This is a genomic window from Nocardia higoensis NBRC 100133 (assembly GCF_000308595.1).
GTDB lineage: Bacteria > Actinomycetota > Actinomycetes > Mycobacteriales > Mycobacteriaceae > Nocardia > Nocardia higoensis.
The window spans coordinates 31,135-57,996 of record NZ_BAGA01000058.1 but is presented as its reverse complement, the minus strand read 5'-3'; the positions used below and the strand labels follow the sequence as shown (position 1 = coordinate 57,996).

28 protein-coding genes are annotated in these 26,862 nt (G+C 69.7%); 11 read left to right on the top strand and 17 right to left on the bottom strand.

Annotated elements, in window-relative coordinates; genetic code table 11:
* Positions 1-30: 30 nt before the first annotated feature.
* Complete coding sequence (locus tag ON26_RS07435) at positions 31-1,314, bottom strand: bifunctional RNase H/acid phosphatase (protein WP_083883852.1); 1,284 nt, start codon at positions 1,312-1,314, stop codon at positions 31-33.
* Positions 1,315-1,318: 4 nt separating this feature from the next.
* Positions 1,319-2,056 (bottom strand): zinc ribbon domain-containing protein, encoded by a 738-nt coding sequence (locus tag ON26_RS07430; protein ID WP_040795245.1) that lies wholly within the window; start codon positions 2,054-2,056, stop codon positions 1,319-1,321.
* A gap of 241 nt (positions 2,057-2,297) precedes the next feature.
* Between ON26_RS07430 and ON26_RS07425 the strand changes: the two genes are divergently transcribed.
* The 3 genes from ON26_RS07425 to ON26_RS07415 are packed head-to-tail and all read left to right on the top strand — an operon-like array spanning position 2,298 to position 4,677.
* Entirely contained in the window at positions 2,298-2,549 is a 252-nt protein-coding gene (locus ON26_RS07425; RefSeq protein WP_040795244.1) for a hypothetical protein, read from the top strand.
* Positions 2,549-3,919 (top strand): PPE domain-containing protein, encoded by a 1,371-nt coding sequence (locus ON26_RS07420; RefSeq protein ID WP_051026785.1) that lies wholly within the window; start codon positions 2,549-2,551, stop codon positions 3,917-3,919. The genes ON26_RS07425 and ON26_RS07420 overlap by 1 nt, the downstream gene beginning before the upstream one ends.
* Positions 3,916-4,677, top strand: coding sequence for an ESX secretion-associated protein EspG (locus tag ON26_RS07415; protein ID WP_040795243.1), 762 nt, complete (start codon positions 3,916-3,918; stop codon positions 4,675-4,677). Before ON26_RS07420 ends, ON26_RS07415 begins: the two co-directional genes overlap by 4 nt.
* 7 nt (positions 4,678-4,684) lie before the next feature.
* Here ON26_RS07415 and ON26_RS07410 read toward each other — a convergent pair whose 3' ends face one another.
* The 5 genes from ON26_RS07410 to ON26_RS32130 all read right to left on the bottom strand — a co-directional run bounded on the left by ON26_RS07410 (position 4,685) and on the right by ON26_RS32130 (position 9,775).
* On the bottom strand, positions 4,685-5,329 hold the full coding sequence (locus tag ON26_RS07410; protein ID WP_040795242.1) for a hypothetical protein: 645 nt from the start codon (positions 5,327-5,329) through the stop codon (positions 4,685-4,687).
* A gap of 103 nt (positions 5,330-5,432) precedes the next feature.
* Positions 5,433-6,563, bottom strand: a complete 1,131-nt coding sequence (locus ON26_RS07405) for a Nif3-like dinuclear metal center hexameric protein (protein WP_040795241.1) — start codon at positions 6,561-6,563, stop codon at positions 5,433-5,435.
* A gap of 217 nt (positions 6,564-6,780) precedes the next feature.
* A complete protein-coding gene (locus ON26_RS07400; protein WP_040795240.1) occupies positions 6,781-7,920 on the bottom strand; it encodes an acyl-CoA dehydrogenase family protein in 1,140 nt (379 codons plus the stop codon).
* Positions 7,921-7,993: 73 nt separating this feature from the next.
* Entirely contained in the window at positions 7,994-9,391 is a 1,398-nt protein-coding gene (locus ON26_RS07395) for an MFS transporter (protein ID WP_051026784.1), read from the bottom strand.
* 15 nt (positions 9,392-9,406) lie between these two features.
* On the bottom strand, positions 9,407-9,775 hold the full coding sequence (locus tag ON26_RS32130) for a MaoC/PaaZ C-terminal domain-containing protein (RefSeq protein WP_169333689.1): 369 nt from the start codon (positions 9,773-9,775) through the stop codon (positions 9,407-9,409).
* Here ON26_RS32130 and ON26_RS07385 point away from each other — a divergent pair.
* Entirely contained in the window at positions 9,759-10,271 is a 513-nt protein-coding gene (locus ON26_RS07385) for a TetR/AcrR family transcriptional regulator (protein ID WP_245545759.1), read from the top strand. The genes ON26_RS32130 and ON26_RS07385 overlap by 17 nt on opposite strands.
* Positions 10,272-10,296: 25 nt before the next feature.
* On the opposite strand, the gene cobC is transcribed toward ON26_RS07385, so the two are convergent.
* On the bottom strand, positions 10,297-11,361 hold the full coding sequence (cobC, locus tag ON26_RS07380) for an Rv2231c family histidinol phosphate aminotransferase CobC (protein WP_051026781.1): 1,065 nt from the start codon (positions 11,359-11,361) through the stop codon (positions 10,297-10,299).
* A 44-nt stretch (positions 11,362-11,405) separates the two neighbouring features.
* Here cobC and ON26_RS07375 point away from each other — a divergent pair, with 44 nt between their 5' ends.
* Together ON26_RS07375 and ON26_RS07370 are read left to right on the top strand one after the other, a co-directional pair.
* A complete protein-coding gene (locus tag ON26_RS07375; protein WP_040795239.1) occupies positions 11,406-11,906 on the top strand; it encodes a low molecular weight protein-tyrosine-phosphatase in 501 nt (166 codons plus the stop codon).
* Positions 11,906-12,904: an SURF1 family cytochrome oxidase biogenesis protein gene (locus tag ON26_RS07370; RefSeq protein WP_040795238.1), complete on the top strand. Its 999-nt coding sequence runs from the start codon at positions 11,906-11,908 to the stop codon at positions 12,902-12,904. The genes ON26_RS07375 and ON26_RS07370 overlap by 1 nt, the downstream gene beginning before the upstream one ends.
* A gap of 122 nt (positions 12,905-13,026) precedes the next feature.
* Here the strand turns inward: ON26_RS07370 and ON26_RS07365 are convergent, their stop codons facing one another.
* Positions 13,027-14,019: a cobalamin biosynthesis protein gene (locus tag ON26_RS07365; RefSeq protein WP_051026780.1), complete on the bottom strand. Its 993-nt coding sequence runs from the start codon at positions 14,017-14,019 to the stop codon at positions 13,027-13,029.
* A 128-nt stretch (positions 14,020-14,147) separates the two neighbouring features.
* On the opposite strand from ON26_RS07365, the gene sigJ reads away from it, so the two are divergent.
* Positions 14,148-15,071, top strand: a complete 924-nt coding sequence (gene sigJ, locus ON26_RS07360; RefSeq protein WP_040795237.1) for an RNA polymerase sigma factor SigJ — start codon at positions 14,148-14,150, stop codon at positions 15,069-15,071.
* Between the two features lie 9 nt (positions 15,072-15,080).
* Here sigJ and ald read toward each other — a convergent pair whose 3' ends face one another.
* Complete coding sequence (gene ald / locus ON26_RS07355) at positions 15,081-16,196, bottom strand: alanine dehydrogenase (RefSeq protein WP_040795236.1); 1,116 nt, start codon at positions 16,194-16,196, stop codon at positions 15,081-15,083.
* Positions 16,197-16,330: 134 nt separating this feature from the next.
* Between ald and ON26_RS07350 the strand changes: the two genes are divergently transcribed.
* The 3 genes from ON26_RS07350 to ON26_RS07340 all read left to right on the top strand — a co-directional run bounded on the left by ON26_RS07350 (position 16,331) and on the right by ON26_RS07340 (position 18,025).
* Positions 16,331-16,846, top strand: coding sequence for a gamma carbonic anhydrase family protein (locus ON26_RS07350; RefSeq protein WP_040795235.1), 516 nt, complete (start codon positions 16,331-16,333; stop codon positions 16,844-16,846).
* A 165-nt stretch (positions 16,847-17,011) separates the two neighbouring features.
* On the top strand, positions 17,012-17,176 hold the full coding sequence (locus ON26_RS07345; RefSeq protein WP_245545758.1) for a hypothetical protein: 165 nt from the start codon (positions 17,012-17,014) through the stop codon (positions 17,174-17,176).
* Positions 17,177-17,290: 114 nt separating this feature from the next.
* Positions 17,291-18,025 carry a TetR/AcrR family transcriptional regulator gene (locus ON26_RS07340; RefSeq protein ID WP_245545757.1) on the top strand — a complete coding sequence of 245 codons (735 nt, stop codon included), beginning with the start codon at positions 17,291-17,293 and terminating at the stop codon, positions 18,023-18,025.
* Here the strand turns inward: ON26_RS07340 and ON26_RS07335 are convergent.
* Entirely contained in the window at positions 17,980-19,692 is a 1,713-nt protein-coding gene (locus tag ON26_RS07335; RefSeq protein WP_040795316.1) for an Eco57I restriction-modification methylase domain-containing protein, read from the bottom strand. The two genes, ON26_RS07340 and ON26_RS07335, sit on opposite strands and share 46 nt — an antisense overlap.
* A gap of 137 nt (positions 19,693-19,829) precedes the next feature.
* Between ON26_RS07335 and ON26_RS07330 the strand changes: the two genes are divergently transcribed.
* The gene (locus tag ON26_RS07330; protein ID WP_040795233.1) at positions 19,830-20,522 is read left to right on the top strand and encodes a nitroreductase; all 693 of its coding nucleotides are present in this window, start codon (positions 19,830-19,832) and stop codon (positions 20,520-20,522) included.
* A gap of 39 nt (positions 20,523-20,561) precedes the next feature.
* Here the strand turns inward: ON26_RS07330 and ON26_RS07325 are convergent, their stop codons facing one another.
* The 6 genes from ON26_RS07325 to ON26_RS07300 all read right to left on the bottom strand — a co-directional run bounded on the left by ON26_RS07325 (position 20,562) and on the right by ON26_RS07300 (position 26,856).
* Positions 20,562-21,026 carry a winged helix-turn-helix transcriptional regulator gene (locus ON26_RS07325; protein ID WP_040795232.1) on the bottom strand — a complete coding sequence of 155 codons (465 nt, stop codon included), beginning with the start codon at positions 21,024-21,026 and terminating at the stop codon, positions 20,562-20,564.
* A 141-nt stretch (positions 21,027-21,167) separates the two neighbouring features.
* A complete protein-coding gene (locus ON26_RS07320) occupies positions 21,168-22,601 on the bottom strand; it encodes an acyl-CoA carboxylase subunit beta (protein ID WP_040795231.1) in 1,434 nt (477 codons plus the stop codon).
* Between the two features lie 146 nt (positions 22,602-22,747).
* Positions 22,748-23,998, bottom strand: a complete 1,251-nt coding sequence (locus tag ON26_RS07315; RefSeq protein WP_040795230.1) for a KasA/KasB family beta-ketoacyl-ACP synthase — start codon at positions 23,996-23,998, stop codon at positions 22,748-22,750.
* Positions 23,999-24,008: 10 nt separating this feature from the next.
* On the bottom strand, positions 24,009-24,308 hold the full coding sequence (gene acpM / locus ON26_RS07310; RefSeq protein WP_040795229.1) for a meromycolate extension acyl carrier protein AcpM: 300 nt from the start codon (positions 24,306-24,308) through the stop codon (positions 24,009-24,011).
* Positions 24,309-24,466: 158 nt separating this feature from the next.
* On the bottom strand, positions 24,467-25,396 hold the full coding sequence (locus tag ON26_RS07305) for an ACP S-malonyltransferase (protein WP_040795228.1): 930 nt from the start codon (positions 25,394-25,396) through the stop codon (positions 24,467-24,469).
* Positions 25,397-25,524: 128 nt separating this feature from the next.
* Complete coding sequence (locus ON26_RS07300) at positions 25,525-26,856, bottom strand: PucR family transcriptional regulator (protein WP_051026779.1); 1,332 nt, start codon at positions 26,854-26,856, stop codon at positions 25,525-25,527.
* Positions 26,857-26,862: the final 6 nt, after the last annotated feature.

Genomic DNA, 26,862 nt, shown 5'->3' with positions numbered 1-26,862 from the left:
CGAGCGGTGGCTCAGCTCGGATACGACCTGTCAGCTCAGATACGACGTGTCGTTGACCAGCCGCACCGAGGCGCCGCCGTCGGGGTAGAACTCCGCGATCGACAGCGAGGCCAGATCCAGGTGCAACCGGTACAGCAGCGAGGGGCCCACGCCCAGCGCGAGCTGCAGCAGCGTCTTGATCGGCGTCACGTGGCTGACGATCACCAGATTGCGTCCCGGGTACAGCGCGCACAGATCGCGCCGCGCCGCGTCCACTCTGGTCCGCACCGCGTCGAAGCTCTCCCCGCCCGGCGGCGGCAGCGAGGGATCGCCCATCCAGGACGAATGCAGCTCGGGATCACGCTCGGCCGCCTCGGCGAAGGTCAAGCCTTCCCATTCGCCGAAATCGGTCTCGATCAGGCCGTGGTCGGTCTGCATCGGCACGCCGAGCGCCGTCGCGGCGGCCTCGGCGGTCTGGACGGCGCGGGTCAGCGGCGAGGTGATCACCGCTTCGACACCGCCTTTGGCTGCCAGCATCTTCGCCGCCCGCGTGGCCTGTTCGCGGCCCAGCTCGGTCAGCGGCGGGTTGCCGCGGCCGGAGTAGCGGCGCTGGACCGACAGCTCGGTCTGGCCGTGGCGCAGCAGGAGCAGCCGGGTGGGGCGGCCGAGGGCGCCGGTCCAGCCGGGTGCGGAGTGCGCGGCCTCCTGACGTCGCGTCGCTTCGGTGCCACCCGCCTTCCCACTGCCCGCGGTAGGCGCGCTGCTGTCGGCGATCCCGCTGCCTGACCCCTCGCCCGCCCCCGGACGCGGGGCGCTCTGCTCGGCACCGCCGCCCGAGCGTTCGCGAGCGGACTGCGCACCGCGGCTCGCGCCGAGAGCGGTCGCGGCATGTCCGTCGGCGCGGGCCGCCCGGACCTCGCTCACGAGGGTCGCGTCGTCCATGGCCTCGTTCGCCAGCTGGTCGGCGTGCTTATTGCGCTCACGCGGGATCCAGGTGAACGTGACCCGGTCGAAGCCGGCGACCAGCCTGCGGGCGCGGTCGGCCAGCGGAATCATCGCCGCGTGCTTGACCTTCCAGCGGCCCGACATCTGCTCGACCACCAGCTTGGAGTCCATCCGCACGTCCACGGTGCGGGCGCCGAGTTCGGCGGCCGCCTCCAGACCGGCGATCAGCCCCCGGTATTCGGCGACATTGTTGGTCGCGATACCGATGCCCTCGCGCCGTTCCGCCAGCACCGTCCGGTCGGCGTCGAACACGACCGCGCCGTAGCCGGCCGGGCCGGGGTTGCCCCTCGACCCGCCGTCGGCTTCGACGATCACCTTCTTGTGAGACATGGCCTCACAAACCGGATTCCTTGGTGCGCACCAGGACAGCACCGCATTCGGGGCAGCGCACCACGGCCTCGGGCGCGGCCTTCGCGATCCGGGCGATCTCGCCGCGATCCAGCTCGATCCGGCAGGCGCCGCACCGGCGCGCCTGCAACAGCGCCGCGCCCACGCCCTGCTGGGCGCGCTGGCGGTCGTAGATCGCCAGCAGCTCGGCCGGGAAGGCGCCGAGCAACGCCGCGCGATCGTTCTCGCAGCGGTTCTGCGCGACGTCCAGATCGGCCAGCGCCTCCTCGCGCATCCGCTGCGCCTCGGCCAGCTCGTCCTCGGTCTTGCTCAGCTGCGCACCGGCGTGGGCGTGATCCGAGGAGGACGCCTCGCGCCGCTCCATCACCTCGAGCAACTCGTCCTCGAGCACGCCGCGGCGGCGCTCCAGGCTGCCGAGTTCGTGCTGGATCTCCGACAGCTGCTTGGCCGCCACCGACCCCGAGGACAGCATTCCCCGGTCGCGCTCCTCGCGCTTGCGGACGGCGTCGATCTCGCCTTCGAGCTTCTTGATGTCGCGGTCCAGATCGTCGATGACGATCTCCACCTTCACCGCGGCGTCCTTGTGCTCGTTGCGCAGCGCCTCCAGCCGCTCCACCTCCTGCTGCTCGGGCAGCACCGTGCGCCGGTGCGCGATCCGCGTCAGCTCGGCATCGACAGCCGCGAGCTGGAGCAGCTTGGCCTGGATCGGTGGTTCGACATTCAACGCGGACAGACTCCTGCACACTGTGGACGGATGGGCGCCGGCCGAGGGCCGGCGGGCAAGGGTCGAGCCTACCCCTGCCACCGCCCGCGCCCCGCCGAACCCGCACAGACCCCGCGGAAACAGCGGAACCGAATCGCAAGCGGGTGCGTCATATAGTTACGCGACGGCCCTCGACCCGTACCTGCCGAGGTGGTCGTGGCGTCGAGAGCGGCAGAAATGGACCGGGGGAAGGCAGCAAGGCATGACGGACGGGATCGAAACCCGACTCAGCCGGTGGAAGCAGGCCGAAGGGCATGTGATCGCCGGTGAACCGCGCAGAGCAGTCGGCGGCGGCCCGCACGACAGCAACGATCCGGCCGTGACCCGACTGGAACAGCACATCGAAATCGGCACGCCGATGCGTGACGCCTACGCCGCCGCGATCGGACAACTCGAAGCCACCGATCGAGCGGCGGCAAGTCGGATGGATACACGAACCGAGGGGGTCGGCTGATGGTATTGCAGTGGGCTGCCGCACTGGTCGGACTGGCGGGGATCAACGGTCACCGGACGTCGAACGCCAACGACAGGCGGGATCAGTCGCTTCAGGACAACGCGGAGAACACGTGGAAGGGCGATCGACAGCACATTCGGAACGAATACGACCAGCTCTCGGGCCTCTACTACAATCCCGCTCCGGCCGCGATCACCACTCCTGAGGCATTCGACACCTGGTCGCATCAGGAGATCTACGACGCCTTGAACGGTTCGGGGGCCACCAAAGGCGTCGAACAGGCCGACATCAACGCGGGAGCCGACGGCTGGCGACGGTTGAAGATCCAGGCCGAGGATGCCATCGCCGCGTTCAAGAAGGGCATCACCGACGACATCGACAAGTACTGGAGCGGTAGAGCGGCGAATTCGGCGATGACGGCGAGCCAGTCGTATGCCGACGAATTCCAGACGCTGGCAGTGAGTTTCCAGCAGGTGGCCAACGGCATCGACCTGATCCAGGGCTATCTGGATCAGGCGAAACTGTCCGTCCCGCCCCCCGAGGAGGTCGATACGATCGACGAATTCCTCAGCCACATCCCCGGCAACGGGGTGCTGAAACTCGGCAAGCATCGCGCGAACGAGGCGGAGGCGCGGGCGCAGGAGGTCATGAAGGTCTATCAGGCGGGCGCCACCGACGTCGACAGCCAGACGCCGATCCTGCCGGAGCCGAAGAGTCCGGTGAGCAATCCGAATTCGGGCCCGGATGGGCCCGGTGGGAGCTGGGACCCGGGGGGCGGTGACAATTTCTCACCCGGTACGGGTTCGACCGGCGATCCGGACAAGCCCGGGTCCGGTGATCCGTCGGGCACCGACGATCCGTCCGGCACCGATGATCCGTCCTCGCCCGGAAACGACCAGAGCGAGGATTCCTCGTCGACCGAGAACCCGTGGTCGACGGACGACCCCTCGGCCGACGATCCGGGCACCGATCCCGCCGGGACGAATCCGGCGAGCACGGTGCCCGCCGGGAGCCAGCCGAGCGGGCTCAACGATCCGAGCAGCAGGCCGAGCCTCGGTTCGCCCGGTTCGGGCTCACCCGGCTCGGGCTCGCCGAGTTCCCCCGTGTCGACGCCGAGCCCCGGGGCCAGCCTTCCCGGCGGCGGCAGCACGTCCCAGACCACCGGGGCGGGGACCGGCGGCTCCCGCACCGGCTCGGGCACCGGGCGCGCCGGCATGCCGGGTATGGGCGGCATGGGCGCCGGGCGCGGCTCGGGCAAGGACGACGAGAGCGAGCACAAGATTCCCGATTATCTGGTCCAGGACCGCACCACCGAACTGCTCGGCGAACAGCCGCGCGTGCTCCCGCCGGGCGGGGTCATCGGCGGATGAGTGAACTACGTTGGCAGCTCGACGGTCTCGCCTTCCGCATCGCGCTGGAGGTGATGGGGCGCGACAGGCTGCCGTATCCGCTGAGTTACCGGCACCCCCGGGTGGAGCATCGCGACGACTACGAACGGCTGCGCGCGCGGACCGCGGAAGGGTTGCAGCGGATCTTCGACGAGCGGCTGCATCGCGCGCTGACGGTGCTGCTCGAGCCGGAGGTGCGGGTGGAGGTACACGGTTTCCACGGGCCGCGGGCCGATCAGGTGGTGCGGATCCACGCGGGGATCTCCGGACAGGTCGCCACCGTCGCCGTGCAGCATCCGGGACCGACGCGGGAACACGGGCGCGATGTCGTGCTGACCATGTGCTACTCGCACACGGTCGCCACCGAGATCGCGGCCCGGCTGCCGCGCTGTGCGGGCGGCAGGCACGCGCCCTTCTCCGCGCGCCGGTCCGATCTCGATCGGCCGGTGTACGCGCGCCATCCGAACCGGCTCGCGCCGGAGGAGGAGCTGGCCCGGTTCGTCCACAGACCGCGGGCCGGCACCGGCGAGATCTCCGTGCATCCGGGGATCGCGATCGACGCGCGGCCCACCAACGACGGGCACGCGTTCATCTGGATGGACTATCCCGACGACGGTCGCTATCTGCTGGTCAACCACGACGCCGACGCGTTCTCGATCAGTCCGGCGCCGGTCGACGAACTCGTGCGCCAGCTCCAGCACCGAATCGAGGCCCTCCGGACGCGCTCACACGCCTGGTGAGCCCGGGTCACTCGCCCGCGGCGCGGGTCTTGATGGCGTCGCGGGAGATGTAGACGTCGTATTCGCCGGGCGTGGCGATGACGGCGTTGCCGTACGCCGAGCGCACGAAAGGCTCGGTGTACCAGCTGCCGTCACGCATGTCCTCGAAGAAGTCGCGGTCCTCGCCGTCGAGGAAGATGTGGTTCTGAGTGGTGGCGACGCCGTCGAGTCGCTGGCCGTACAGGCGGGTCACCTTGTAGCCGGAGTGGAAGCCGAGCGCGTTCACCCACGGTTCCAGTTCGACGATATTGGCCTGCAGCACCCACATATCGCCCTGCACCTGGAAGGTCTCGCGGCGTTCCTCGGTGTTCTCGTCGCCGTAGAGGGTGAGCTCGACCTCGAGCTGATGATCCTGGCCGTCCACCTTTTTCACCACCGCGTGCGCGGCCTTGATCTCCCCGGTGAGCCCGATGTAGGTCTGCAACAGCGTGGCTATCCACAGCGCGATCACCGCCGTCAGCAACATCGCCAGACCGCTCGCGCCACGACTGATCAATACGCGCAATCCGATCTTGCGCACCTTCAGCACTGCCGAGATCAACAAAGCCACACCGACGAGGAGCAACAGGATCAAACCGATCTGCGCGACCCCGAAGTCCACCGGGAAGTTCATGCGGTAGTTGTACCCGTTTCCGGCTATCGCATCGCGGCGAACCTCACCTCGGCCCGCGCGTCCGGGAGGGACACGCCGCTCGAATCCGCTGCGGCAGCGGCGATCAGGGGCGATCAGGATGCGCGGACACCGTCCACGGGTCGGTGCGCAGGGTCGACACCCTGGTCTCCAGATCCGGAAGGGCCGCGCGCACCACGTTTTCCGCCTGGGCGCACCAGGGATATTCGGTGGCCCAGTGCGCGGCGTCGAGCAGTGCTGGGCCGTTCTTGCGGAGGTGCTCGTCGGCGGGATGGTGGCGCAGGTCGGCGGTGAGGTAGGCGTCCACCCCCAGCCGGGTGACCGCGCCGAGGAACGAGTCGCCCGCGCCGCCGCACACCGCGACACGCTCGATCATCCGATCCGGGTCGCCGGCCGCGCGCACCCCCCAGACGGTCGGCGGCAAGCCTCGCGCGACGCGAGCGGTGAACTCGCGCAATGTCATCGGCTCGGGCAGCACACCGACGCGGCCGAGCCCCAGACTCGTCGGCACGGCGGCGCGCTCGGTGACGTGGTAGGCGGGCACCTCGTACGGGTGCGCGGCGCGCAGGGCCGCGAGCACCGCCGCGCGGGCGCCGGGCGCGGCGACGACCTCGATACGGTCCTCGGCGACGACCTCGAGTTCACCGATGCTGCCGATCGCCGGATTCGCGCCCGGCATCGGCCGGAACTGTCCTTCCGAGTCGACCCGCACGGCACAGTCGCGATAGGCGCCGGAGCCCCCTGCCCCCGCCGCGAACATCGCTTCGAGCACGGCGGCGGTGTGCGCGCGCGGCACCTGGACGGTCCATTTGTCCACGGCGCCCGCCGGTTTGGATTCCAGCGGGCCGGTGACGGTGAGACCGACGGCGGCGGCGAGCGCGTCGGAGACACCGGGGTCGGCGGAGTCGGCATTGGTGTGTGCGGTGAACAGGGCACAGCCGGAGCGGATGAGCCGGTGCAGCAGGGCGCCTTTGGGGGTGTCGGCGGCGACGGTGTCGACGCCGCGCAGCAGTAGCGGGTGGTGCACGACCAGCGCCTGAGCCCGCCAGTCGATGGCCTCGGTGACCACCTCGGCGGTGGCGTCGACGGCGAAGAGCACGCGTGTGATGTCGTCGCCGGGATCGCCGCACACCAGTCCGACGGAATCCCACGACTCGGCGAGCCCCGGCGGGTAAGCGGCGTCGAGCGCTTCGATGAGATCCGCCAGTTTCGCCACCCTCGGCCTCCTTCTGTGCGTTGCTCCCTCGCCCGCGAGCGGTTCGCGCCGGCGCGAACCGCTCCATCATGCCGCCGCCGATGTCCTCGTCCGCCACCGGCCACCCTTGTGGCGAGGCGAGGCCCTCCCCGGCGCGAACGAGTCCCCGGCCGGAGACGAGATCACCACCCGACGGATGATTGGCCGTCGGGTGGTGATCCGGTCTCACCGGGCGAGCTCAGAGCCCGTAGGACTTTCCGATGATCTCGCGCTGGATTTCGTTGGTGCCGCCGAAGATGGTGGCACCAAGGGCGGTCCGGACATGGCTCACCATGTCGAACTCGGTGGAGTAGCCGTAGCCGCCCATCATCTGCATACCCTCGACGGCCATCGCCTTGGCGACCTCGGTGGCCTTGAGCTTGGCCATGGACGAGGCGCGGGAGAGATTGCCGCCTTGCGCGGGATCGTCGGCCTGATTCGCGACGCTGTACACCAGCAGACGGGTGCATTCGATGTCGGTGGCCAGGTCGGCCATGCGGTGGCGGATGGCCTGGAAGGAGCCGACGGGCTGACCGAACTGGGTCCGCTCGGTGACGAAGGCGAGGCAGTCGTCGAAGGCGCGCTGCGCGGTGCCCAGCGCCTGCGCGGCGAGGATCAGGCGTTCGGTGGTCAGGCCGGCCATCAGCTGCCGCCAACCCTGCCCGACCTCGCCGATCACCGCGTCGGCGGGCAGCTCGCAGTCGGTGAAGTAGAGATCGTTGACCTCCTTGCCGTTCATGGTGTCGATGCTCTTGATCGACAGACCCGCCACGTCCGTGGGCACGTGGAACATGGTCAGGCCCTGATGCTTCTTCGCACCGCGCTCGGTGCGGGCCACCAGCAGGATGCTGTCGGCGAGATGCGCATTGGTGCACCAGGTCTTCTGCCCGTTGATCACCCATCCGTCGTCGGTGCGCTCGGCGCGGCAGGTCAGTGCGGCCACGTCCGAGCCCGCGCCCGGTTCCGACATCGAGATGGCCAGCGCGGCGCCTTCGGCGACCCGGCCGAGCACGGCCTTCTTCAACTCCTCGTCGGCGAACCGGCGGTAGATCGCGGCGGTGATCAGGGTGGTGCCCAGCCAGGGCAACGGCGCCATGCCGCGGGAGAGTTCTTCGAGCAGCACGCACAGGTCCACATGGTTGCCGCCCGCGCCGCCGTAATCCTCCGGGACGTCGATCGCGGCCCAGCCGAGTTCCGCGACGCGGCGGTTCAGTTCCAGGCTGTGCAACTCGCTGCCGTTGTCGGTGAGCTTGTCACGCTGTTCCCTGGTGCCCACCTCGCGGCGGCAGAACTCACGGACAGAGGAGGCGAACTCCTGCTGCTCCTTGCTGAGTGTCATCGGTTTCTCCTGATGTACGGGTGAGGCTGGGGACGCCGCCGCGAGTTCGGCGTCCGAGGGTCGGCCGACGGCGTCACCGCACGTCCCCGGCGACGGTGGCGACCTGTGGGAGCGGATCCGCGAGGACGGCCCTGGCCTGTTCGGCCGGCAGTTCCTGCTCGGCGCCGGCCTCCTGATCCGCGGATCCGAACAGACGGCGTGCGGCGAGTGCGGCGACGAAGGAGATCACCGCCGAGCCGGCGAGCATCGCGGCCAGCGGCCACCAGTGCTCGGAGCCGTCGGTCGGCACCAGCGCCGCCGCGAGCAACGGTGTCGGGGATGCCCAGATGACACCGACGAAGGCGCTGGTCAACGCGACGCCGCTGTAGCGGACCGCGGTGGGGAACAGCTCGGCGGTCATGCTGGACACCACGGCGTAGGTGGTCGCGTGGCCGAGCACCAGGCCGACGGTGAACGCGACGGTCATCAGCGCCATGTTGCCCGTGTCGAACAGCGCGAACAGCGGGAAGGCGAAGGCCGCGGTGAACACGACGCCTGCCACGAAGACCTTCCAGGCCGAGATCCGGTCGCAGATGAACGCGACGACGACCATGGCCATGAAGTCGACGACCGCGGCGATCAGCAGGATCAGCAGGGTGTCGCTCTTGGTGAGGCCGTGGATCTTGGTCGCCATGCTGAGCATGTACGTGGTGATCAGGTAGAACAGCACGATGACGCTCGCCTGCAGGCCGATGCCGACGGCCAGCTTGCCCGGCATCTTCTTGAAGACGGTGGCGATCGGGTTCTCCTTCACCGCGCCGACCTTCTTCACCTCGGTGAACTCGCTGGACTCCTCGACCCCGAGGCGGATGATCATGCCGATGACCACCAGCACGAAGCCCGCGATGAACGGGATACGCCAACCCCAGGACATCAGCTGGTCTTCCGGCATCCGTGCGACGAAGTACATCACCAGGGTGGCCAGGATCAGCGCGAGCGGGCTGGCGATCTGTGGAGCCGAGCCGTAGAGCCGCACCCGCGCCTTGGGGGCGTTCTCCACACTCATGAGCACGGCGCCGCCCCATTCGCCGCCGACGGCGACGCCCTGCAGGAACCGGAGCGTGGTCAGCATGATCGGCGCCCAGATACCGACCTGTTCCCAGGTGGGCAGCAGACCGATCAGGCCGGTGGCCGTGCCCATCACGGTCAGCGTCGTGATCAGCGTCGTGCGCCTGCCGAGCCGGTCACCGAGGTGGCCGAACACGAAGGCGCCGACCGGCCGGGCGAGGAAGGCCACGCCCAGCGTGGCGAAGGACGCGAGCATTCCGACGTTCGCACCCAGATCGGGGAAGAACACTGTCGAGAACACCAGGGTCGCCGCGGTGGCGTAGATGAAGAAGTCGAACCACTCGACGGTCGTGCCGACGAGGCTCGCCAGGAAGGCGCGCTTCTGCTGCTTGGTCCCGAAGGTCGAGACGGTGGCTGTGGTCATGCGAAATTCCTTCGGTCAGTAGCGGACGAATCCGCCGGAGAGCACCGCGGCGTCGCCGATATGCGCGCCGAAATCGAAACCGCCCTCGCCGCCGGCCTGAGCCGACACAGTGAGGGTCGAGCCGGGGAACACGGGGGTGGCGAACCGTGCCCGCAGTTCGCTCAGTTCCCACGGCTGTGCGCCCGCCGCGGCGGACAGCATCCGTGCGGCGATGCCGAGCGTGCACAGGCCGTGCAGGATCGGCCGGTCGAATCCGTATCCGGCGGCCACCTCCGGGTCGATGTGGACCGGATGCAGGTCGCCGGTGAGGCGGTACAGCGCGGGCAGGTCGTCCGCGATGTCCTGCTCACCACTCCACTGGACGACGATGAGCGCGGTGGCCACCGAAGCCGATATGTCGCTCGGCGGCCTGTACCGGTACTTCGGGGACAAAGAAGACCTGTTCGCCGCACTGATCGCCGATACCCATGACGAACTGTTCGCGGCCAGCGGCAACACCGTCCACCGTCTCGAGGACGACGCCTATCAGGCGCTGCTGGAAGCAAACACCGGCTACCTGCAGCACTACTACGAGAATCGCGACATCATGCGCACCCTGGTCGAAGCCGCCAGCGTGGAGGCCAGGTTCCACGACATCTGGTGGCAGATGCGCAACCGGCACATCGACCGCTTCAGCACGGTGCTGCGGATGAAATGCGGTATCGAGGAGGTCGACGGACTGCCCGTCGCGCTGATGGTCGAGGCCGTGGCGTGCATGGTCGAGCAGTCGGCCTACGTCTGGTACGCCCAGGACAAGATGCAGGACAAGATCCTGCCGATCGACCAGGCAGCCGACGTGGTCACCCGGATCTGGTACTCCGCCTTCTTCCGAGCCGGCTGAGAACGCGGCTACCGGAAGTCTGCGGTCAGATTCGAGCCGGGCTGTGATCGGCCGGAGTCACGGCGGCGCGCAATTCGGCGATCAACCGGCCCACTTCGTGCTCCCCGCGCACGGCGACCCGAAGATGCTCGGGACCGAGACCGGGGAACGTGTCGGCCCGCCGGACCGCGATTCCCCGCTCGGCCAGCCGGTGCCTGACCATCTCGCCGTCCGGTACGCGCAGCAACAGGAAAGGCGCCTGGGCGGGGAGGTGCACGTCGATGCGGAGGTCGGTGAGCCGTTCGGCCATCGCTGCGCGCCGGCCGTCGAGCGCACGGGCGCACGACTCCGACTCGGCGAGAGCGTCCGGTGACGCGGTCGCGATGATCGCTTCGAGTTGCAGGGTCCCCAGCGGCCAGTGTGGGCGGCCGTGGGCGAGGCGGCCGAGCAGGGCGGGGTCGCCGAGGAAGTAACCGCAGCGCAGACCGGCCAGCGCCCAGGTCTTGGTGAGGCTGCGCAGCACCAGGATGTCCGGGCCCGCCGTGCTCGCCAGCGACTCGGGTTCGCCGGGGATGGCGTCCATGAAGGCCTCGTCGACCACGACGACCCGGCCGGGGCGGCGCAACGCGCGGATGGTTTCGGCGGGGTGCAGGACCGAGGTGGGGTTGGTGGGGTTGCCGAGCACGACGAGGTCGGCGTCCTCGGGCACGGCGGCGGGATCGAGGGTGTAGGGCCGATCGAGGACGACGCGGGTGACCGGGACTCCCGCTTCCCGCAAGGCCAGCTCCGGTTCGGTGAACGACGGGTGCACCAGCGCGGCCAGGCGCGGGGCCAGCCGGGGCAGCAGCGCGAAGCCTTCGGCGGCGCCGGACAGCAGCAGCACCTCGTCGGCGAGGCGGCCGTGGCGGGTGGCGACGGCGGTACGGGCGGCGTCGTGATCGGCGGCGCTCGGATAGCGGCCGAGGTCGTCGAGCCGGGCGGCCAGGCGCGCGCGCAACCACGCCGGCGGGGCGCTGCCCTGCACGTTCACCGCGAAATCGAGCATCCCTGGCCGCGCGTCGACGTCGCCGTGGTGGCGCAGCAACGCGTGATCGACTGTGTCGGAGGGCACGACCGAACACCCTACGTGGCGGGCCCGGCCGGGCGACGGCCAGAATGGCAGGTGTGGGTGAGCTGCACATTTCGTTCGTCTGTACGGGCAACATCTGTCGTTCGCCGATGGCGGAGAAGATGTTCGTCCACCATCTCGACCTGGCCGGGCTCGCCGACCGGGTCCGGGTCAGCAGCGCGGGCATCCGGTCCTGGCACGTCGGGCGCGACGCCGACCACCGCACCACCGCCACCCTGGACCGATACGGATACCCGATCGGGCACGTGGCTGCCGTCGTCGGCGACGAGCACCGGGACGCCGATCTGCTGATCGCCATGGACACCGGCCACGAGCGGGAACTGGCCCGGCTCGGGGTACCCGCCGAACGCAGGCGGCTGCTGCGCAGCTTCGACCCGGCCGCCGACGGGACGGATGTCCCCGATCCCTACTACGACGACGAGGCCGCGTTCGAACTCGTCCGCGACCAGATCGAAGCCGCCATTCCCGGTCTGCTGGACTGGACGCGAGCCGCACTCGGCGAGCCCGGCATCGGCGGGCGGCCCTGATGCGCAAGCTGACCTTCCTGCTGCGACCGAGCTGGGTGATCCTGGCGGTCGTCGTGGTCGCCTTCGCCTACCTGTGCTTCACCGTGCTCGCCCCTTGGCAGCTGCACAAGAACACCACGACCGGCGAACGCAACGACCTGATCGCCGAGTCGGTGCGCGCCGATCCCGTCCCGGTGACCGACGTGCTCGACGCCCCCGCCGACAGCAGGGCCGAATGGCGGCGCGTCACCGCCTCCGGTGCTTACGTGCCGGGCTCGACGGTGCTGGTGCGGCTGCGCCACCTCGACGGCGCGCCCGGCTACGCGGTGCTCGCCGCATTCCGGCTCGACGACGGCCGCGCGCTGCTGGTCGACCGGGGACTCGTCGCCGGTGTCGACGGCTCCCGCGCGCCGCGGGTCGAGGAGCCGCCGTCCGGCCCACAGCGTCTCGAGGCCAGGGTGCGCAACTCCGAGGGTGTCAGCCCGGACCGGTTCCCGCTGACCGAGGACGGCTACCGGCAGGTCTACTCCATCGACGTCGCCCAGGCGGGCGCGGTCATGGACCTGCCCCTCACGCCGCTGCCCGTGAGCGATCGCGGCGGCTATCTGCAACTGTCGGAGGATCAGCCGGGCGCCTTCCGCCCCACCCCGCTCCCCCAGCTCGACGCCGGTCCCTACCTGTCCTACGGCCTGCAATGGCTGGCCTTCGGCATCATGGCCCCGCTCGGACTCGGGTATTTCATCTACGCCGAGATCCGTGAGCGCCGCAGGACCAAGGATGCGGCCCCGACAGCCACGCCGAGCGAACCCGTGGCGACGGAGCCCGCGTCCCCCGGGTCCTCGGCCGAGCCGGCTACCGCCGAATCGTCGACGCCCGGCTCGGTGACGACCGGATCTTCGGCGTCCGGAGCTTCGGCGTCGGGATCGTCGGCGGAATCGACGCCCGCCGAGCCACCGGCTCGGGCCGCCCGGCAGACCACCGAGGCCCGCTTGGCCGATCGCTACGGCCGCAACCGCTGATCCCGCCCGCCTGCTCGCATCGCGGGCGACCACCGCACGCATCGCGCGCAGGCCACTGCGACCGCTCGCCGAAAGACAGACAGAAGGAGCCGGGCCCGCAGTTCATCGCGCCGTCGAGGTGCTTACGGCAGCGAGATCCCGCCGGCCGTGGGATGCGGGCAGCCACGCGCTGCCGTCTTCCGCAGGACCACCCGGGGCAGCGTGGCGATCGCGGCGGCACAGACCACGGCCGCGACCTGGACCGCCTCGGACAGCCGCACGGCCCGGCGCAGGTCGGGGACCGTCGGGCCGGGCCCGTCGCCGAGGGTGGGACGTAGTTCGGTGCCGTGGCGGTAGCGGGTGAGCCCGCCGAGCCGGATGCCGAGCGCGCCGGCGGCCGCGGCCTCGACGACGCCCGCGTTCGGGCTGGGATGCTTGCTCGCATCGCGGCGCCACGCTGCCCGGGCCCGCTCCGGCCGTCCGCCCACGACCGGGGCGAGGGCGACGGTGAGCAGCCCGGTGACGCGAGCGGGAACCAGGTTCGCCAGGTCGTCGGTTCGGGCGGCGGCCCAGCCGAAGCGCTCGTAGCGCGCGTTGCGGTAGCCGATCATCGCGTCGAGGGTGTTGATCGCGCGGTAGCCGAACAGTCCGGGGACCCCGGCCACGGCGCCCCACACCAGCGGGGCGACCGCGGCGTCGGAGGTGTTCTCGGCGATGGATTCCAGCGCGGCGCGGGCCAGGCCGTCGGCGTCGAGCACCGACGGATCGCGACCGCAGAGCGAGGGCAGCAGCTCGCGCGCGCCGTCGATGTCGTCACGCTCCAGGCAGTCCGCCATCCGGTGACCGGTGCGGGCCAGGCTGCGGCCGCCGAGCACGGTCCAGGTGGCCAGCGCCGTCACCGCGATGCCGCCCCTGCCCGCCCGGCACAGCGCCACCCCGAGACCGAGAACGGCCCCGACCGCCGCCACTTCGTGCAGCACACCGGCGGAGCGCCTGTCGGCGTAGGTCACCGACTCCAGAGCTGTCGCCACCGAACCGAAGCCGGCGACCGGATGCAGACGCGCCGGATCGGCGAACACGCGGTCGAGCGCGAAGCCGAGCAGCAGACCGGTCGCGGTCGAAATCCCCGTACGCACCGGGCGAGCCTAACGACCGAGCCACACCGGAAGATCGCGGGCCGGGGCGATGTCACACTGGAGGCCGCGGCGTCGTCGTCTTCGCGAACCGGCTCAATGCTCCCGCTCTCACGAAACGGTGGAACACGATGACCTCCCCCGACTCCGGCAGCGTCGGCCTCGCGCGACGTTTCGAAGAACACCGCCCCTACCTGCGCAGGCTCGCCTACAGCACGCTCGGCAGTCTCTCCGACGCCGAGGACGTGGTGCAGGAGGCGTGGCTGCGGCTGCAACGCCAGGAGCGGCCGGAGCAGATCGACAATCTGCGCGCTTGGCTGACCACCGTCACCGGCCGCCTCGCCCTCGATCAGCTCGGCTCCGCGCGCGCCCGCCGCGAGCAGTACGTCGGTGACTGGCTGCCCGAGCCCCAGGTCTCGGCCTGGGACGATCCGGCCGATCGGGTGAGCCAGGACGAACGGGTCACCACCGCCCTGCTCGTCGTCCTCGAATCCCTCTCCCCCGCCGAGCGCACCGCGTTCGTATTGCAGGACGTGTTCGGTATGAGCGGGCGGGAGGTCGCCGAAGTGGTCGGCCGCACCCCGGCCGCCGTGCGCCAGCTCGCCTCCCGCGCCCGCAGACACGTCGAGCAGGGCACCCCGCGCTTCCCGGCCTCCCCCGACGAGCAGGAGAAGGTGGTCTCGGCGTTCTCACTCGCCTGGCGCAGCGGTGATCTGAGCGCGCTGCTGAACGTGCTCGACGCGAACGCGACCCTCACCGCCGACGGCGGCGGCAAGGTGCCCGCCATCCGTCGCGCGGTGACCGGCGCCGAGATCATCGCCAAGCTGCTGCTCGGCTGGTACCACGCGCCGTCGGCGGCGAATGCCTGGGGACGCCCGGTCCTGGTCAACGGCGAACCGGGGCTCGTCGTCTTCGACGGCACCCATACGGGTGTCTGGGCCTTCACCGTCGACGCGGGCCGGATCGTCTCCATCGACGTGGTCCGCAACCCCGACAAGCTGCGCGACCTGCCTACCGACGGCGAGCCGAACTGGTTCCTGCACGAGGTTCGGTAGGCGACTCGCTCAGCCCGCCAACCCGACGGGCCGCGTCGCGGGGTAGCCGTGCGCCGCGGCGACCTGCGGTGACAGCAGCACCCCGGCCTCGGCGGTCAGCCCCGCCGCCAGGTCCGGCCGGGTCGCGCAGGCTTCGCGCGGCCCCTCGCCCGCGATGGCGAGGACATAGGGCAGGGTGGCGTTGGTGAGGGCGAGGGTGGAGGTGTGCGGCACCGCGCCCGGCATGTTCGCCACGCAGTAGTACAGCGCGTCGGCCACCGGGAAGGTCGGCGCGATGTGCGTGGTCGGGCGTGAGCCCTCGAAGCATCCGCCCTGGTCGATGGCGATGTCGACGAGCACCGCGCCCGGCCGCATCGCCGCCACCATCGCCGTGCTCACCAGTTTCGGCGCTCGTGCCCCCGGCACCAGGACCGAGCCGACGACCAGATCGGCGTCGAGGACAGCCCGCTCGACCTCGGCCGCGTTCGAGGCCAGGGTGGTGATCCGGCCGTGCAACGCGGTGTCGAGGTGGCGCAGCCGGGCCAGATCGGTGTCGAGCACGCTGACCCGCGCGCCCATCCCCGCCGCCACGGTGGCGGCGTTGCTGCCCGCGACGCCGCCGCCGAGCACCACGACGTGGGCGGGCCGCACGCCGGGGACGCCGCCGAGCAGTACGCCCGCCCCACCGAGCGGCGCCATCAGGTGGTAGGCGCCGACCTGCGCGGCCAGCTTGCCCGCGACCTCGCTCATGGGCGCGAGCAACGGCAGCGATCCGTCGGCCGCGCGCACCATCTCGTAGGCGATGGCGGTGATGCCGGATCGCAGGATCGCCTCGGTGCACTCCCGTGATGCCGCCAGATGCAGGTAGGCGAACAGCGTCTGGTCGCGTCGCATCAGCGCGTACTCCGGCTCGATGGGTTCCTTGACCTTCAGCACCAGTTCGGCTTCGCCCCATACCGAACCGGGGTCATCGGCGATCCGCGCCCCCGCCGACTCGTAGGCCTCGTCGGCGAAGCCCGACCCGATGCCCGCACCCCGCTGCACCAGCACATCGTGACCGCGCCGCACCAACTCTCCCGCGCCTGCCGGCGTCAGCGCGACGCGGAACTCCTGTTCCTTGACCTCCCTCGGCACACCGATTCGCATACCGCCATCGTCTACCCCCGGCAGATGTTGCGCCACGATCGAGCGAACGCGCGTCCCGGCGCCCATCGGCCGGCGGGATCCGGATCGCCCGAGCCGCCGCGCTCACGGCGGCACGGGCCGGTTACGTTCGACCCATGAGGATTGAGGTCGGCGGTTTCGCGCCGGAAATCGACGAGAGCGCCTGGCTGGCGCCGAACGCCACGGTGATCGGACAGGTGCGGCTGGCCGCCGAGGTGAGCATCTGGTACAGCGCGGTCCTGCGCGGTGATCTGGAGCAGATCACCATCGGCGAGCGCACCAACATCCAGGACGGGTGCGTGCTGCACGCCGACCCCGGCTTCCCGCTGACCATCGGCAGCGGAGTATCGGTGGGGCACAACGCGATCCTGCACGGCTGCACCGTCGGCGACGATGTGCTGGTCGGCATGGGCGCGACGGTGCTCAACGGCGCGGTGATCGGCGCGGGCAGCCTGATCGCGGCCAACGCGCTGATCCCGGAGGGCGCGCAGATTCCGCCCGGATCGCTGGTCGCGGGCGTGCCGGGCAAGGTCCGCCGCGAACTCGACGAGGCGGCCAAGGACGGCATCCGGCTGAACGCGGCGGTCTACGTGCACAACACCGGCACCCACCGCAAGGCCACGATACTGTGACTTGGCGACACTGTGATTCATCGCACAGTGGTCAAGTGACCAGCACGCGCCGCTGATACCATTTGTCCTGCATGCGCGCCATTTCGCGACTCGTTCCAGCGTCCGGCGTGGCGCGCATGATGCGTTGACGGGCAGGAGGTTCCGGTGTCGTACCAGGATTCGCGTATGCACCGTTCCCAGGGGCGGATCAGTGTGGCCGATATCGCGGCCCAGCCGGGGGGAATCGAGGCGTTACATCGCCGGGTTCACGAATTACGCGCACGCGGCGTCGATTTCGCCGCCAATGCGATCGAGCGGGAAATGGCCGACCTGGATCTACCGCAGGGCTGACGGACCGTGGCCTGTCCGCACGCTGCGGGGCTGATGAAATAATGACCCTCCATCACCCGCAGCGTCGCGCGATCGCGCCCGGCCACGGCCGCGCCGAAGGACTGGAGACACCGAATGCCTGCCGTACCACCCATGCTCCAGCGCATTCTCGACAAACCCGTCGCCGACGGGGAGAAATTGCTCGAGAGCGCGCTCTCGGCATTTCTCGATTTCGGTATCAAGCGCACCAGCATGGGCGAGATCGCGCGCCGGGCCGGTATCAGCCCCGCCACCCTGTATCGGCGTTTCGAATCGAAGAACGATCTGGTGGAGGCGGTCAGCGTCCGGGAGGCGCAGCGATTCGTCGAATACATCGACAAGCGGGTCCAGACCGTCGACGGCGGCGAGGACCGGCTGGTGGAGATCTTCGTCGCCTTCATCACCGCCATCGCGGGCAACGAACTGCTGCGCAGACTGCTGCGCACCGAGCCCGACCTGATCCTGCCGCGCCTGACCACCGACGCCGGCCCGGTGCTGGCCGTCGGTCGCGTCTACCTCGCCGAGAAGCTGCGGGAACTGCGCCCCGGCGACGCCGACCTCGATGCCGACTTCGATGCCGACTTGGTCGCGGAGGTGATGGCCCGGCTCGCGCTGTCGCTGGCGTTGACCCCGGACGGCCTGATCCCGCTCGCCGACGCCGAGGCCGGCCGCGACTTCGCTCGCCGGACCCTGCTGCCCATGGTCGGCCTGCCCGCGCGGCATCCCCTACGCGCCGAGCTCCCCGAGAGCCCGACCACGTCCAACGGGCTCGAGGCCGCGAATGCTCAGCCGACGCCGAACGCGGCGACGACGAGTTCGTCGAGCAACTGACCGGCGGACTCGTCGGCCTCGCAGCCGCCCTCGACCAGATCGGCGACCATCGCGGTGATCCGCCGAGCCGGTTCGCCGCCCGGGTCGGGCAGCGGTAGCCGCGAGACGTACTGGGTGATCCACCGCCGCCTGCCCGAGTACAGCCGGTTGCCGCAGACGGCGTCGTAGAACCGCAGACCCAGCGCCGAATTCGCGACACCCATCAGCAGATACGCCAGCTGCTCGGCCGCGTGAGCGGCGCCGTCCAGATCCGCCAGCGAGATCCAGTAGCAGTCCCCGTTGACCACCGCGCCCGACCGATCCAGCGCGAAGCGCGCCCGCTCGCTGATGTCGGGAAAGACGATCTTGGGCTGCCGCCATCGGTCCGGCCGTTGCGGCACCCAGATCTCGAACCACTGCCTGCCGCTGTCGGCGAGATAGGCGCGCGCCGCAAGAGTCTTGTGATGAGCCCGCAGATACCTTGCAGCAGAGGGGAATTCGTCCAGATCGATCGGTGTGCGCCGCGCGATCCCGGCATCGTAGGGATACAGCACCCGGGTGTTCGCCGCCCGCTCCACCCGCCAGGGCCGCAGGTCCCGATGGGTGAGCAGCGCACGCAGCAGTTCCGGCTCAGGACACGGCGTGCGGCGCTCCCAGTCCTCGGCGATGAACACCTTGTCGGCATTGGTCTTGATGCCGACCCGCACCGGCGCGACCTCCCCCACGGTCCGCCAGGTCCGGTCGCCGATCCCGGCGAGCCAGGCCTCCCGCTCCGGGGACGACATCCGCCAGGCGGCGTCGGTGATCTCGGGCCGATTCGGCGAGCGCGCGGGCGGATTCGACCGCGCGGGCACACCGGCCGCGAGGGTGCCCACCTCGATCGCATAGGTGCGGCCGTTGCGGACGACCAGCGACGAGGTGTCGGCGAGCAGGGCGTCGAACAGATCGGCCGAGCTCGACGGATGTTCGTGCGGGGACTCGTAGGCGGAGACGTGACGGCACAGTACGTGGGCCCCGGCGTGGACGGCGATGGTCACGGCGGGCAGCACCGCGGCGGTGAAGAGCTTGGTGTCGCCGAGATCGTAGATCTCGACCGGAGGCAGCTCGCGCAGCAGGACCGTGCGGATGTTGGCCCCGGCCTTGGTGGTGAGGAACCGATTGGCGCACAACAGTCCCAGCACGCCGCCGGGGCGCAGCAGGCGCGGGGCGAGCGCGACGAACGGATGGGTCAGATCGATGCGGCCGCGCAGGCCGAACTCCCGGCTGAGCAACCGGGCTGTGTCCGCGCCCAGTTGCTGGACGCGGACATACGGCGGGTTGGTGATGATCGCGTCGTAGCGCTGCTCCTCGAGCGCGGTCGCCGAGGTGAGGAAATCGCCGCAGTGCCAGCCGACGTCGATGTGTTCGGCGGCGGCGCGGGTGCGAGCCCGGTCGAGCGCGCTCCGATCGAGGTCGTAGCCGGTGGCGGCGAACCGGAGGCCGGGCGCGAGGCGGGCCGCGGCGCGGTGCAGGGCGAGCAGCAGTTCACCGTCTCCACAGGCGGGGTCGAGGATGCGCAGGGTCCGTCCGGGGCCCGGCTCGGGCAGGTGCGCGAGGACCCGGCGCGCGAGGAAGTCGGCGAGTTCGGGCGGGGTGTAATGCCTGCCGTGCCGTTTCCGCTCGCCTGTGTCGCGAACCGGGGCGCCCATCCGCCGATTGTGCCCCGCGGCGGGCGCGGAGCCGGTATGGCGAGCGTCCGGGCGAGTCGCCGTGGCGGCGCCGGTTCCCAGGAGGCCGATCACCCGCTAGCATCGGTCTCGAAATAGAACCACTTGAGGAGGGTTCCATGACCCCGACCAGCACGCAGACCGCCGAGCAGACGGCCCTGTCCCGGATTCTCGACGAGCGGTACACCTGCAGGCAGTTCCGCCCCGATCCGGTGCCGCGCGAGACGATCGAAACCCTGCTGCGAATGGCTCAGCGCACCCCCTCGTGGTGCAACACCCAGCCCTGGCATGCCGTGGTCACCGAGTCCGCGGCCACCGACCGGTTCCGCAAGGAACTGCTCGACCACATCCGGACCGCCGCACCTGCTCCCGACCTGACCTTCCCCGGCGCCTACAACGGGGTCTACAAGGACCGCAGGCGCGAATGCGGCAAGCAGCTCTACGCATCCGTCGGCATCGAGAAGGGCGACAACGCCGGATCGATGCGCCAGATGATGCGCAACTTCGAACTCTTCGACGCCCCGCACGTCGCGATCATCACCACCGATGCCGAACTCGGCATCTACGGCGCGGTGGACTGCGGCCTCTACATCAACACCTTCCTGCTGGCCGCCCAGAGCCTCGGCCTCGGCGCCGCGCCCCAGGCCGCGCTGGCGAGCTACTCGCCGTTCCTGCACAGCCACTTCGGAATTCCGGAGAATCGCCAGGTCGTCGCGGGCATCAGCTTCGGCTACCCGGACGCCGACCATCCGGTCAACTCGTTCCGCACCCACCGCGGGGATCTCGACGAGGCCGTCACTTTCGTCGCCTGAGCACCTGCCCGGCCCGCGACCGCCCCGCACGGTCGCGGGTCAGCCTGCCGACTGCTCGCGCAGGATGCCCGGCCCCAGTTCCGGCACGATGTCGCGTGCGGTGATCTGCTCGCCGCATTCGTCGCACTCCAGCCTGATGCGGGCTTGCCCCGCGCAGTCCCGATGGCGGTAGTGCACCGGCGGACCATCGGGCGCCATGTAGGTATCGCCCCAGGCGCGAATCGCCATGAGGATCGGGTAGATGTCGTGGCCCTTCTGCGTCAGCCGGTATTCCTCGTAGGCCCCGCCGTCGATCTTCTGCTTGACCAGGATGCCGTGCTCGACCAACCGGTCCAGCCGATCCTGCAGCCGTCCGCGGGAGATGCCGAGCGCGCTCTGGAAGGCGTTGAACCGGCGCACCCCCGCGAAGGCGAACTTCAGGATGACCAGGGTCCAGCGATCTCCGAGAACCACCAGCGGCCGCGTGATCGAACACGGCTCGTCGGCAAGCTCCTCATAGCGCATTCCCCGATGCTACCCAGCTCCCGGCGCCGGACGGAGAGAAAGGCGAACGGCCCCGGAAGCGCTTCCGGGGCCGTTCGTGGTGTCACCTGCGATTCGCTCGGCTCAGTTCACAGCCCTGATCTGAGCACGCGAATCCGCGCATCACAGCGGGATGTTCTTGTGATGGCTCGGGCGCGACGGAGCCGCGGCCAGTGCGGCGGCGATGACGCTGCGGGTCTTGGCCGGGTCGATGACCTCGTCCACCACGCCGATGGCCAGAGCGCGCTCCACGCCGCCGGCGATCTTCTCGTGCTCGGCGGTCAGGCGCTCGTGCAGCGCCTCACGCTCTTCTTCCGGCGCGGCCGCGAGAGCCTTCTTGTGCAGGATGCCCACGGCAGCCTTGGCGCCCATGACGGCGACCTCCGAGCCGGGCCAGGCGTAGACCGCCGTGGCGCCGAGCGAACGAGCGTTCATGGCGATGTAGGCGCCGCCGTAGATCTTGCGGGTCACCAGGGTGACGCGCGGGACACGGGCCTCGGCGAAGGCGTGCAGCAGCTTGGCGCCGCGGCGAACCACGCCGTCCCACTCCTGGCCGACGCCGGGCAGGTAGCCGGGCACGTCGGTGACGACGATCAGCGGGATGCCGAAGGCGTCGCACAGCCGCACGAAACGCGAGGCCTTCTCGGCGCTCTCGGAGTTCAGGCAGCCGCCGAGGCGCAGCGGGTTGTTGGCCAGCACGCCGACGGTGCGACCGCCGAGGCGACCGAGGCCGACCACCATGCTGCGCGCGTAACCGGCCTGCAGCTCCTCGAAGGAGGACTCGCCGTCGACATTGTCGAGCAGCTCGTGCACCAGCGGCTTCACGTCGTAGGCGCGCTTGGCCGACTCGGGAAGCAGCGCCTTGAGGTCGACGTTGCCGTGCTCGGCGGCCACCAGGTCGAATTCGCCCTGCTCGGCGAACATCGAGACCAGCTTGCGGGCGCGGTGCATCGCGTCGGCCTCGTCGTCGGCCACGATGTGGCAGACGCCGGACTTCTTGCCGTGGGTCTCCGGGCCGCCGAGGGTGGCCATGTCGACCTGCTCGCCGGTGACCGAACGCACCACATCGGGACCGGTCACGAAGATCCGGCCCTCGGGCGCCATGATGACGACGTCGGTCAGCGCCGGGCCGTAGGCCGCGCCGCCCGCGGCGAAACCGAGCACGACCGAGATCTGCGGGACGAGGCCGGACGCGCGGACCATGGCCTCGAATACCAGGCCGACCGCGTGCAGCGCCTCGACGCCTTCGGCGAGCCGGGCACCGCCGGAATGCCAGAGGCCGACCACCGGAATACCGGAATCGATGGCGGTGTCGATCGCGTCGACGATGTGCTTGCAGCCCTCGATGCCCATCGCGCCGCCCATGACCATCGCGTCCGAGCAATAGGCCACGGTACGCACGCCGTCCACCTCGCCGATCGCGGCGAGCACGCCGGACTTGTCGCGCGGGTGCAGCGGTAGGACCGTGCCGGGATCGAAGAAACGCTGGAGCCGGCCCATCGGGTCACGAGGGTCGGTCGCTGTTTCCGGTGTAAACGCGGGTGCCATGATCGTCATCGCGTTTTCTCCTCATCGAAAGAGTGTGTGCCGCTGGTCGCGGCAAATGGCCGAAAGACCGTCGGTGGATTCGAAAAACCCGGTGGGGTCGAGGCCGTTGTTCATCGGCCGACCCCACCGGGATCGTTGAGCAGTCGATCGGGCGACTATGCGCGACCGAAGGCGAGGGCAACATTGTGCCCACCGAAACCGAACGAATTGTTGATCGCGTATTCGATCTTCTGGTGGCGGGCCTCGCCCTTCACCACGTCGAGGTCGATCTCCGGATCCTGGTTCTCCAGGTTCAAGGTCGGCGGAACGATGCCGTCGCGGATGCTCATGACGGTGAGGATCGACTCGAGCGCGCCGACGGCGCCGATCGAGTGACCCAGCGCCGACTTGGGCGCGTACACCGAAGCGTGGTTGCCCACAGCCTTGTTGATCGCGTTCGCCTCGGCCGTGTCACCGACGGGGGTGGCGGTGGCGTGCGCGTTGATGTGGGTGATGTCCTGCTTGTTCAGGCCGGCCGACTGGATCGCGCGGGTCATCGCGCGAGCGGCGCCGGTGCCCTCCGGATCCGGGGCCACCAGGTGGTAGCCGTCGGAGGTGATGCCCGCGCCCAGCAGACGGGCGTGGATGGTCGCGCCGCGCGCCTTGGCGTGCTCCTCGGTCTCGAGCACCATCAGGGCGCCCGCCTCACCGAAGACGAAGCCGTCACGGTCCTTGTCGAACGGCCGCGAGGCGCCCTTCGGATCATCGTTACGGCTGCTGGTGGCACGCATCATGGAGAACGCGGCGATCGGCAGGGCGTCGATGTAGCCTTCGACGCCGCCGGTGACGACGATATCGGCGTCTCCCATCACGATCATCCGCCACGCGTTCGCGATGGCTTCCGAACCGGACGAGCACGCCGAGACCGGAGTGACCACTCCTGCCCTGGCCTTCAACTCGAGGCCGACGCAGGCCGACGGACCGTTCGGCATGACCATCTGAACAGCCAGCGGCGAGATCTTGCGATAGCCACCGTTCTTCAGCTTGTCGACCGAGTCGATCAGCGCGTCGCCGCCACCGAGTCCGGTGCCGATCGCCACAGCCAGGCGGTCGGGATCGACCTCGGGGCTGCCCGCGTTCTTCCACACCTCGCGACCCAGAACGGTCGCGAGTCGCTCGACATATGCCATGCGACGGATTTCCACCCTGGTGAGCAGGGTGTCGGGGTTCACCTTCAGATGTCCGCCGATGCGGACCGGAAGATTGTATTCCTCGATGAAGGAATCCTCGAGAACGTCGATGCCGCTCTCGCCGTTGAGGAGTCCCTTCCACGTCGCATCGACGTCGCCCGCGATCGACGTGGTAGCCGCCATGCTCGTCACGACGACGTTGGGGAAATTCCCATTCAAGGTGGAAGGAGTGGTCACTGTTTCGGCCCTACTCGCCGTCGAACTTGGCCTTGAGCTCCGCGGCCGCGTCAGCGTTCTCGGCCTCGAGCTTCTGGATGTAGGAGACAGCGTCTCCGACCGTCTTCAAGCTGGCCAGATCCTCGTCGGGGATCTTCACGCCGTACTTGTCCTCGGTCTGCACAGCGATCTCGACCATGGACAGCGAGTCGATGTCCAGGTCATCGACGAAGGACTTCTCGACGGTCACCTCGGACGGTTCGATACCCGTAACCTCTTCGATGATCCTGCCGAGTTCCTCGACGATTTGTTCCTGGGTCAGAGCGGCCACTTCGTGGCTCCCTTCTAGTTTCTCGTGTAGGGCGTGTCCCCCCGGAGGGGATTTCTTTGCGGGGGGCTTCTATATGGTTTTCGGACCGCGACCGCCGGAGGTTACCGACGATTCGGTCACGACCGGGCGTCGATACGGCGCACGGTCGCCGTGGAAAGCTAGCCGGAGTGCCCCAGCGCGGCGAACGCGGGGAGGTCCTCGGGGGTTTTCAACGCCAACGTCGGCGTGCCCTTCAGCTCTCGTTTTGCGATGCCGACCAGCGTTCCCGCCGGCGGCAGCTCCGCCACCGCCGACACACCGGCGGCGCGGACCGTCTCGGAGCACAGATCCCAGCGCACGGGCCTGGTGACCTGAGCGGCGAGCTTCTCGATCGCGTCGCGCCCCGAAGCCACCGGCTTGCCGTCGAAGTTCGACAGCAGGGTCCGGATGGGCTCACCGGGCGTGATCCGCGCGATGGCCTCGGCCACCGCGTCCTGAGCCGGAGCCATGAAGGCGGTGTGGAAGGCTCCCGCCACCGGCAGCGCCCGCACCCGTGCCTTCTCCGGCGGATTCGCCGCCAGTTCGGCCAACGCGTCCAGCTTGCCTGCCGCCACGATCTGACCGACCGCGTTGCGGTTGGCCGGCACCAGATCGAGCTCGTCGAGACGAGCCAGTACGACGGCCTCGTCGCCGCCGAGCACGGCGGACATGCCGGTCGGTTCCAGTGCGCACGCCTTCGCCATCTCCGCGCCGCGGATAGCGGCGAGAGTGACGGCCTCGTCGGGGGTGATGACCCCGGCGACAGCGGCGGCGGCGAATTCGCCGACCGAATGCCCGGCCACGATCGTATCGGCAGCGAGCGCATCCGTCTCGCTCCGCCCCTCGCCGATCTGCGCGTAGGCCAGCAGAGCGGCGGCGACGACCAGCGGCTGGGTCACCGCGGTGTCGACGATCTCCTCGGCCGTCGCGGTGGTTCCGAGACGGACCAGATCGAGGCCCGCGGCCTTCGACCACAGGGCGAGGCGATCACTCGCACCGGGGAGGTCGAGCCAGGGGGCGAGCATGCCGGGAGTCTGGGACCCCTGTCCAGGGGCGAACAACGCGATCACGTCTCTAAGAAAACACTGTGAGCCCGGCCGCACGAGATGTCGGTGCGAATGAAGCTTTCGAACCGCTTTTGTGGGGGTCCCACAAAAACCCATGTGGACCGGCCCGATCGAGCAATCGCGTTCGCGCGTTACAAGCCTTCGGGATCGTGTGTTGCCACAGATACCTCTGGTGCTGATTGTGACGTTTCGTTACGCATTCGTGTCAGGCGACCCATGGTCGCGGCGATCCTGAGCACGTACGCATCCCTCGCATTGAGCGGATCCCGGCCGGTGATCTCGGCGATTCGCTTCAACCGGTACCGGACCGTATTTGGATGTACGTACAGCTGTCGCGCGCACGTCTCGACCGCGCCACCGCAATCGAGATAGGCATCGAGGGTGTCGGCCAGCGCCGAACCGGCAGCTTCCAACGGGAGCACAACATACTCGTTCAGCGCGTCCACCGCACCTCTGTCGCCGAGCAACACGCGTTCGGGCAGCAACTCGGCCGCATGCACCGGCCGCGGCGCCCCGCGCCACCCCACCACGGCCTCCATGCCGGCCAGCGCCTCCACCGCGCTGGTGTGCGCCGCACCGAGGGTCCGCATGGTCGGACCGATCACCACCGGACCGTCGGAGAACACCTCGGCCAGCAGATCGGCCAGGAACGGGCCCGCGTGGCTGTCGCCGAGATGACCGCTGACGACCATCACCAGCCGCGCCCCCTGCACCACGGCCAGCGCGGCGCGCCCGTGCCTGGCGGCGATGTTGTGCACCGCGCCCACCGCCGACACGCCGTGTCCCCCGGGTGGCGTGCCGACCAGCACGGTGGCGGGCGCGGTGGCGTCCCAGTTCAACGTGGCGGCCCGGGAGAGCATGTCCGGGCCGGTGTCGCCGCGGACCACGGCATCGACGACCAGCGCCTCCAGGCGGGTGTCCCAGGCGCCGCGCGATTCGGCGGCGCTGGCATACACCGAGGCGGCGGCGAATCCGAGCTCACGCCCGTATCGCAGCACCGCCTCGGTGAGCGCGACCAGCTGACGGTCGTTGCGCGCCAGCGCGGGCAGCCACTGTTCGAAGAACTCCATGGCCACCCGGACCATGTCCACGGTCTGGCGCAGCGTCAGCCGCCGCGCCAGATCCTGCGGGATCACCTGGAAGGTGTCCAGGCTGAACCGGATGTCGCTGTCCGGGTCCTGCAACCACTCCAGGAAGTTCACCACCGCGGTCTGCACCAGCATCTGCACACCCGCGCGTTGCGCGGCGTCCAGATCGGCGAAGAACGGCAACCGATCCTGCATCGACCCCACCGCCTCGGTGGACAGCCGCCCGGAGAATTGCTTCACCCGCTTGAGCAGCGTGTCCGGCAGTGGATCACGGGTCTGTCGGTTCGGCGAGAGCGCGCCCGTAGGCAGATAAACCTCGTGCTCGGAAGAGCCTTCGGAGATCCGTCTCGGCCGCGGCGGTTTACGGTCCACCATCCAATG

What these genes read in the sequence shown, in the direction of transcription:
- ON26_RS07435 (WP_083883852.1), bottom strand. Translation starts at nt 1,314, where the DNA reads ATGTCTCACAAGAAGGTGATCGTCGAAGCCGACGGCGGGTCGAGGGGC.
- ON26_RS07395 (WP_051026784.1), bottom strand. Translation starts at nt 9,391, where the DNA reads ATGACCACAGCCACCGTCTCGACCTTCGGGACCAAGCAGCAGAAGCGC.
- ON26_RS07400 (WP_040795240.1), bottom strand. Translation starts at nt 7,920, where the DNA reads ATGACACTCAGCAAGGAGCAGCAGGAGTTCGCCTCCTCTGTCCGTGAG.
- ON26_RS07300 (WP_051026779.1), bottom strand. Translation starts at nt 26,856, where the DNA reads ATGGTGGACCGTAAACCGCCGCGGCCGAGACGGATCTCCGAAGGCTCT.
- ON26_RS07370 (WP_040795238.1), top strand. Translation starts at nt 11,906, where the DNA reads ATGCGCAAGCTGACCTTCCTGCTGCGACCGAGCTGGGTGATCCTGGCG.
- ON26_RS07335 (WP_040795316.1), bottom strand. Translation starts at nt 19,692, where the DNA reads ATGGGCGCCCCGGTTCGCGACACAGGCGAGCGGAAACGGCACGGCAGG.
- ON26_RS07385 (WP_245545759.1), top strand. Translation starts at nt 9,759, where the DNA reads ATGAGCGCGGTGGCCACCGAAGCCGATATGTCGCTCGGCGGCCTGTAC.
- ON26_RS07340 (WP_245545757.1), top strand. Translation starts at nt 17,291, where the DNA reads ATGCCTGCCGTACCACCCATGCTCCAGCGCATTCTCGACAAACCCGTC.
- ON26_RS07345 (WP_245545758.1), top strand. Translation starts at nt 17,012, where the DNA reads ATGCACCGTTCCCAGGGGCGGATCAGTGTGGCCGATATCGCGGCCCAG.
- ON26_RS07410 (WP_040795242.1), bottom strand. Translation starts at nt 5,329, where the DNA reads ATGAACTTCCCGGTGGACTTCGGGGTCGCGCAGATCGGTTTGATCCTG.
- ON26_RS07425 (WP_040795244.1), top strand. Translation starts at nt 2,298, where the DNA reads ATGACGGACGGGATCGAAACCCGACTCAGCCGGTGGAAGCAGGCCGAA.
- ON26_RS07320 (WP_040795231.1), bottom strand. Translation starts at nt 22,601, where the DNA reads ATGACGATCATGGCACCCGCGTTTACACCGGAAACAGCGACCGACCCT.
- ON26_RS07375 (WP_040795239.1), top strand. Translation starts at nt 11,406, where the DNA reads ATGGCAGGTGTGGGTGAGCTGCACATTTCGTTCGTCTGTACGGGCAAC.
- ON26_RS07350 (WP_040795235.1), top strand. Translation starts at nt 16,331, where the DNA reads ATGAGGATTGAGGTCGGCGGTTTCGCGCCGGAAATCGACGAGAGCGCC.
- ON26_RS07415 (WP_040795243.1), top strand. Translation starts at nt 3,916, where the DNA reads ATGAGTGAACTACGTTGGCAGCTCGACGGTCTCGCCTTCCGCATCGCG.
- ON26_RS07420 (WP_051026785.1), top strand. Translation starts at nt 2,549, where the DNA reads ATGGTATTGCAGTGGGCTGCCGCACTGGTCGGACTGGCGGGGATCAAC.
- sigJ (WP_040795237.1), top strand. Translation starts at nt 14,148, where the DNA reads ATGACCTCCCCCGACTCCGGCAGCGTCGGCCTCGCGCGACGTTTCGAA.
- ald (WP_040795236.1), bottom strand. Translation starts at nt 16,196, where the DNA reads ATGCGAATCGGTGTGCCGAGGGAGGTCAAGGAACAGGAGTTCCGCGTC.
- ON26_RS07330 (WP_040795233.1), top strand. Translation starts at nt 19,830, where the DNA reads ATGACCCCGACCAGCACGCAGACCGCCGAGCAGACGGCCCTGTCCCGG.
- ON26_RS07325 (WP_040795232.1), bottom strand. Translation starts at nt 21,026, where the DNA reads ATGCGCTATGAGGAGCTTGCCGACGAGCCGTGTTCGATCACGCGGCCG.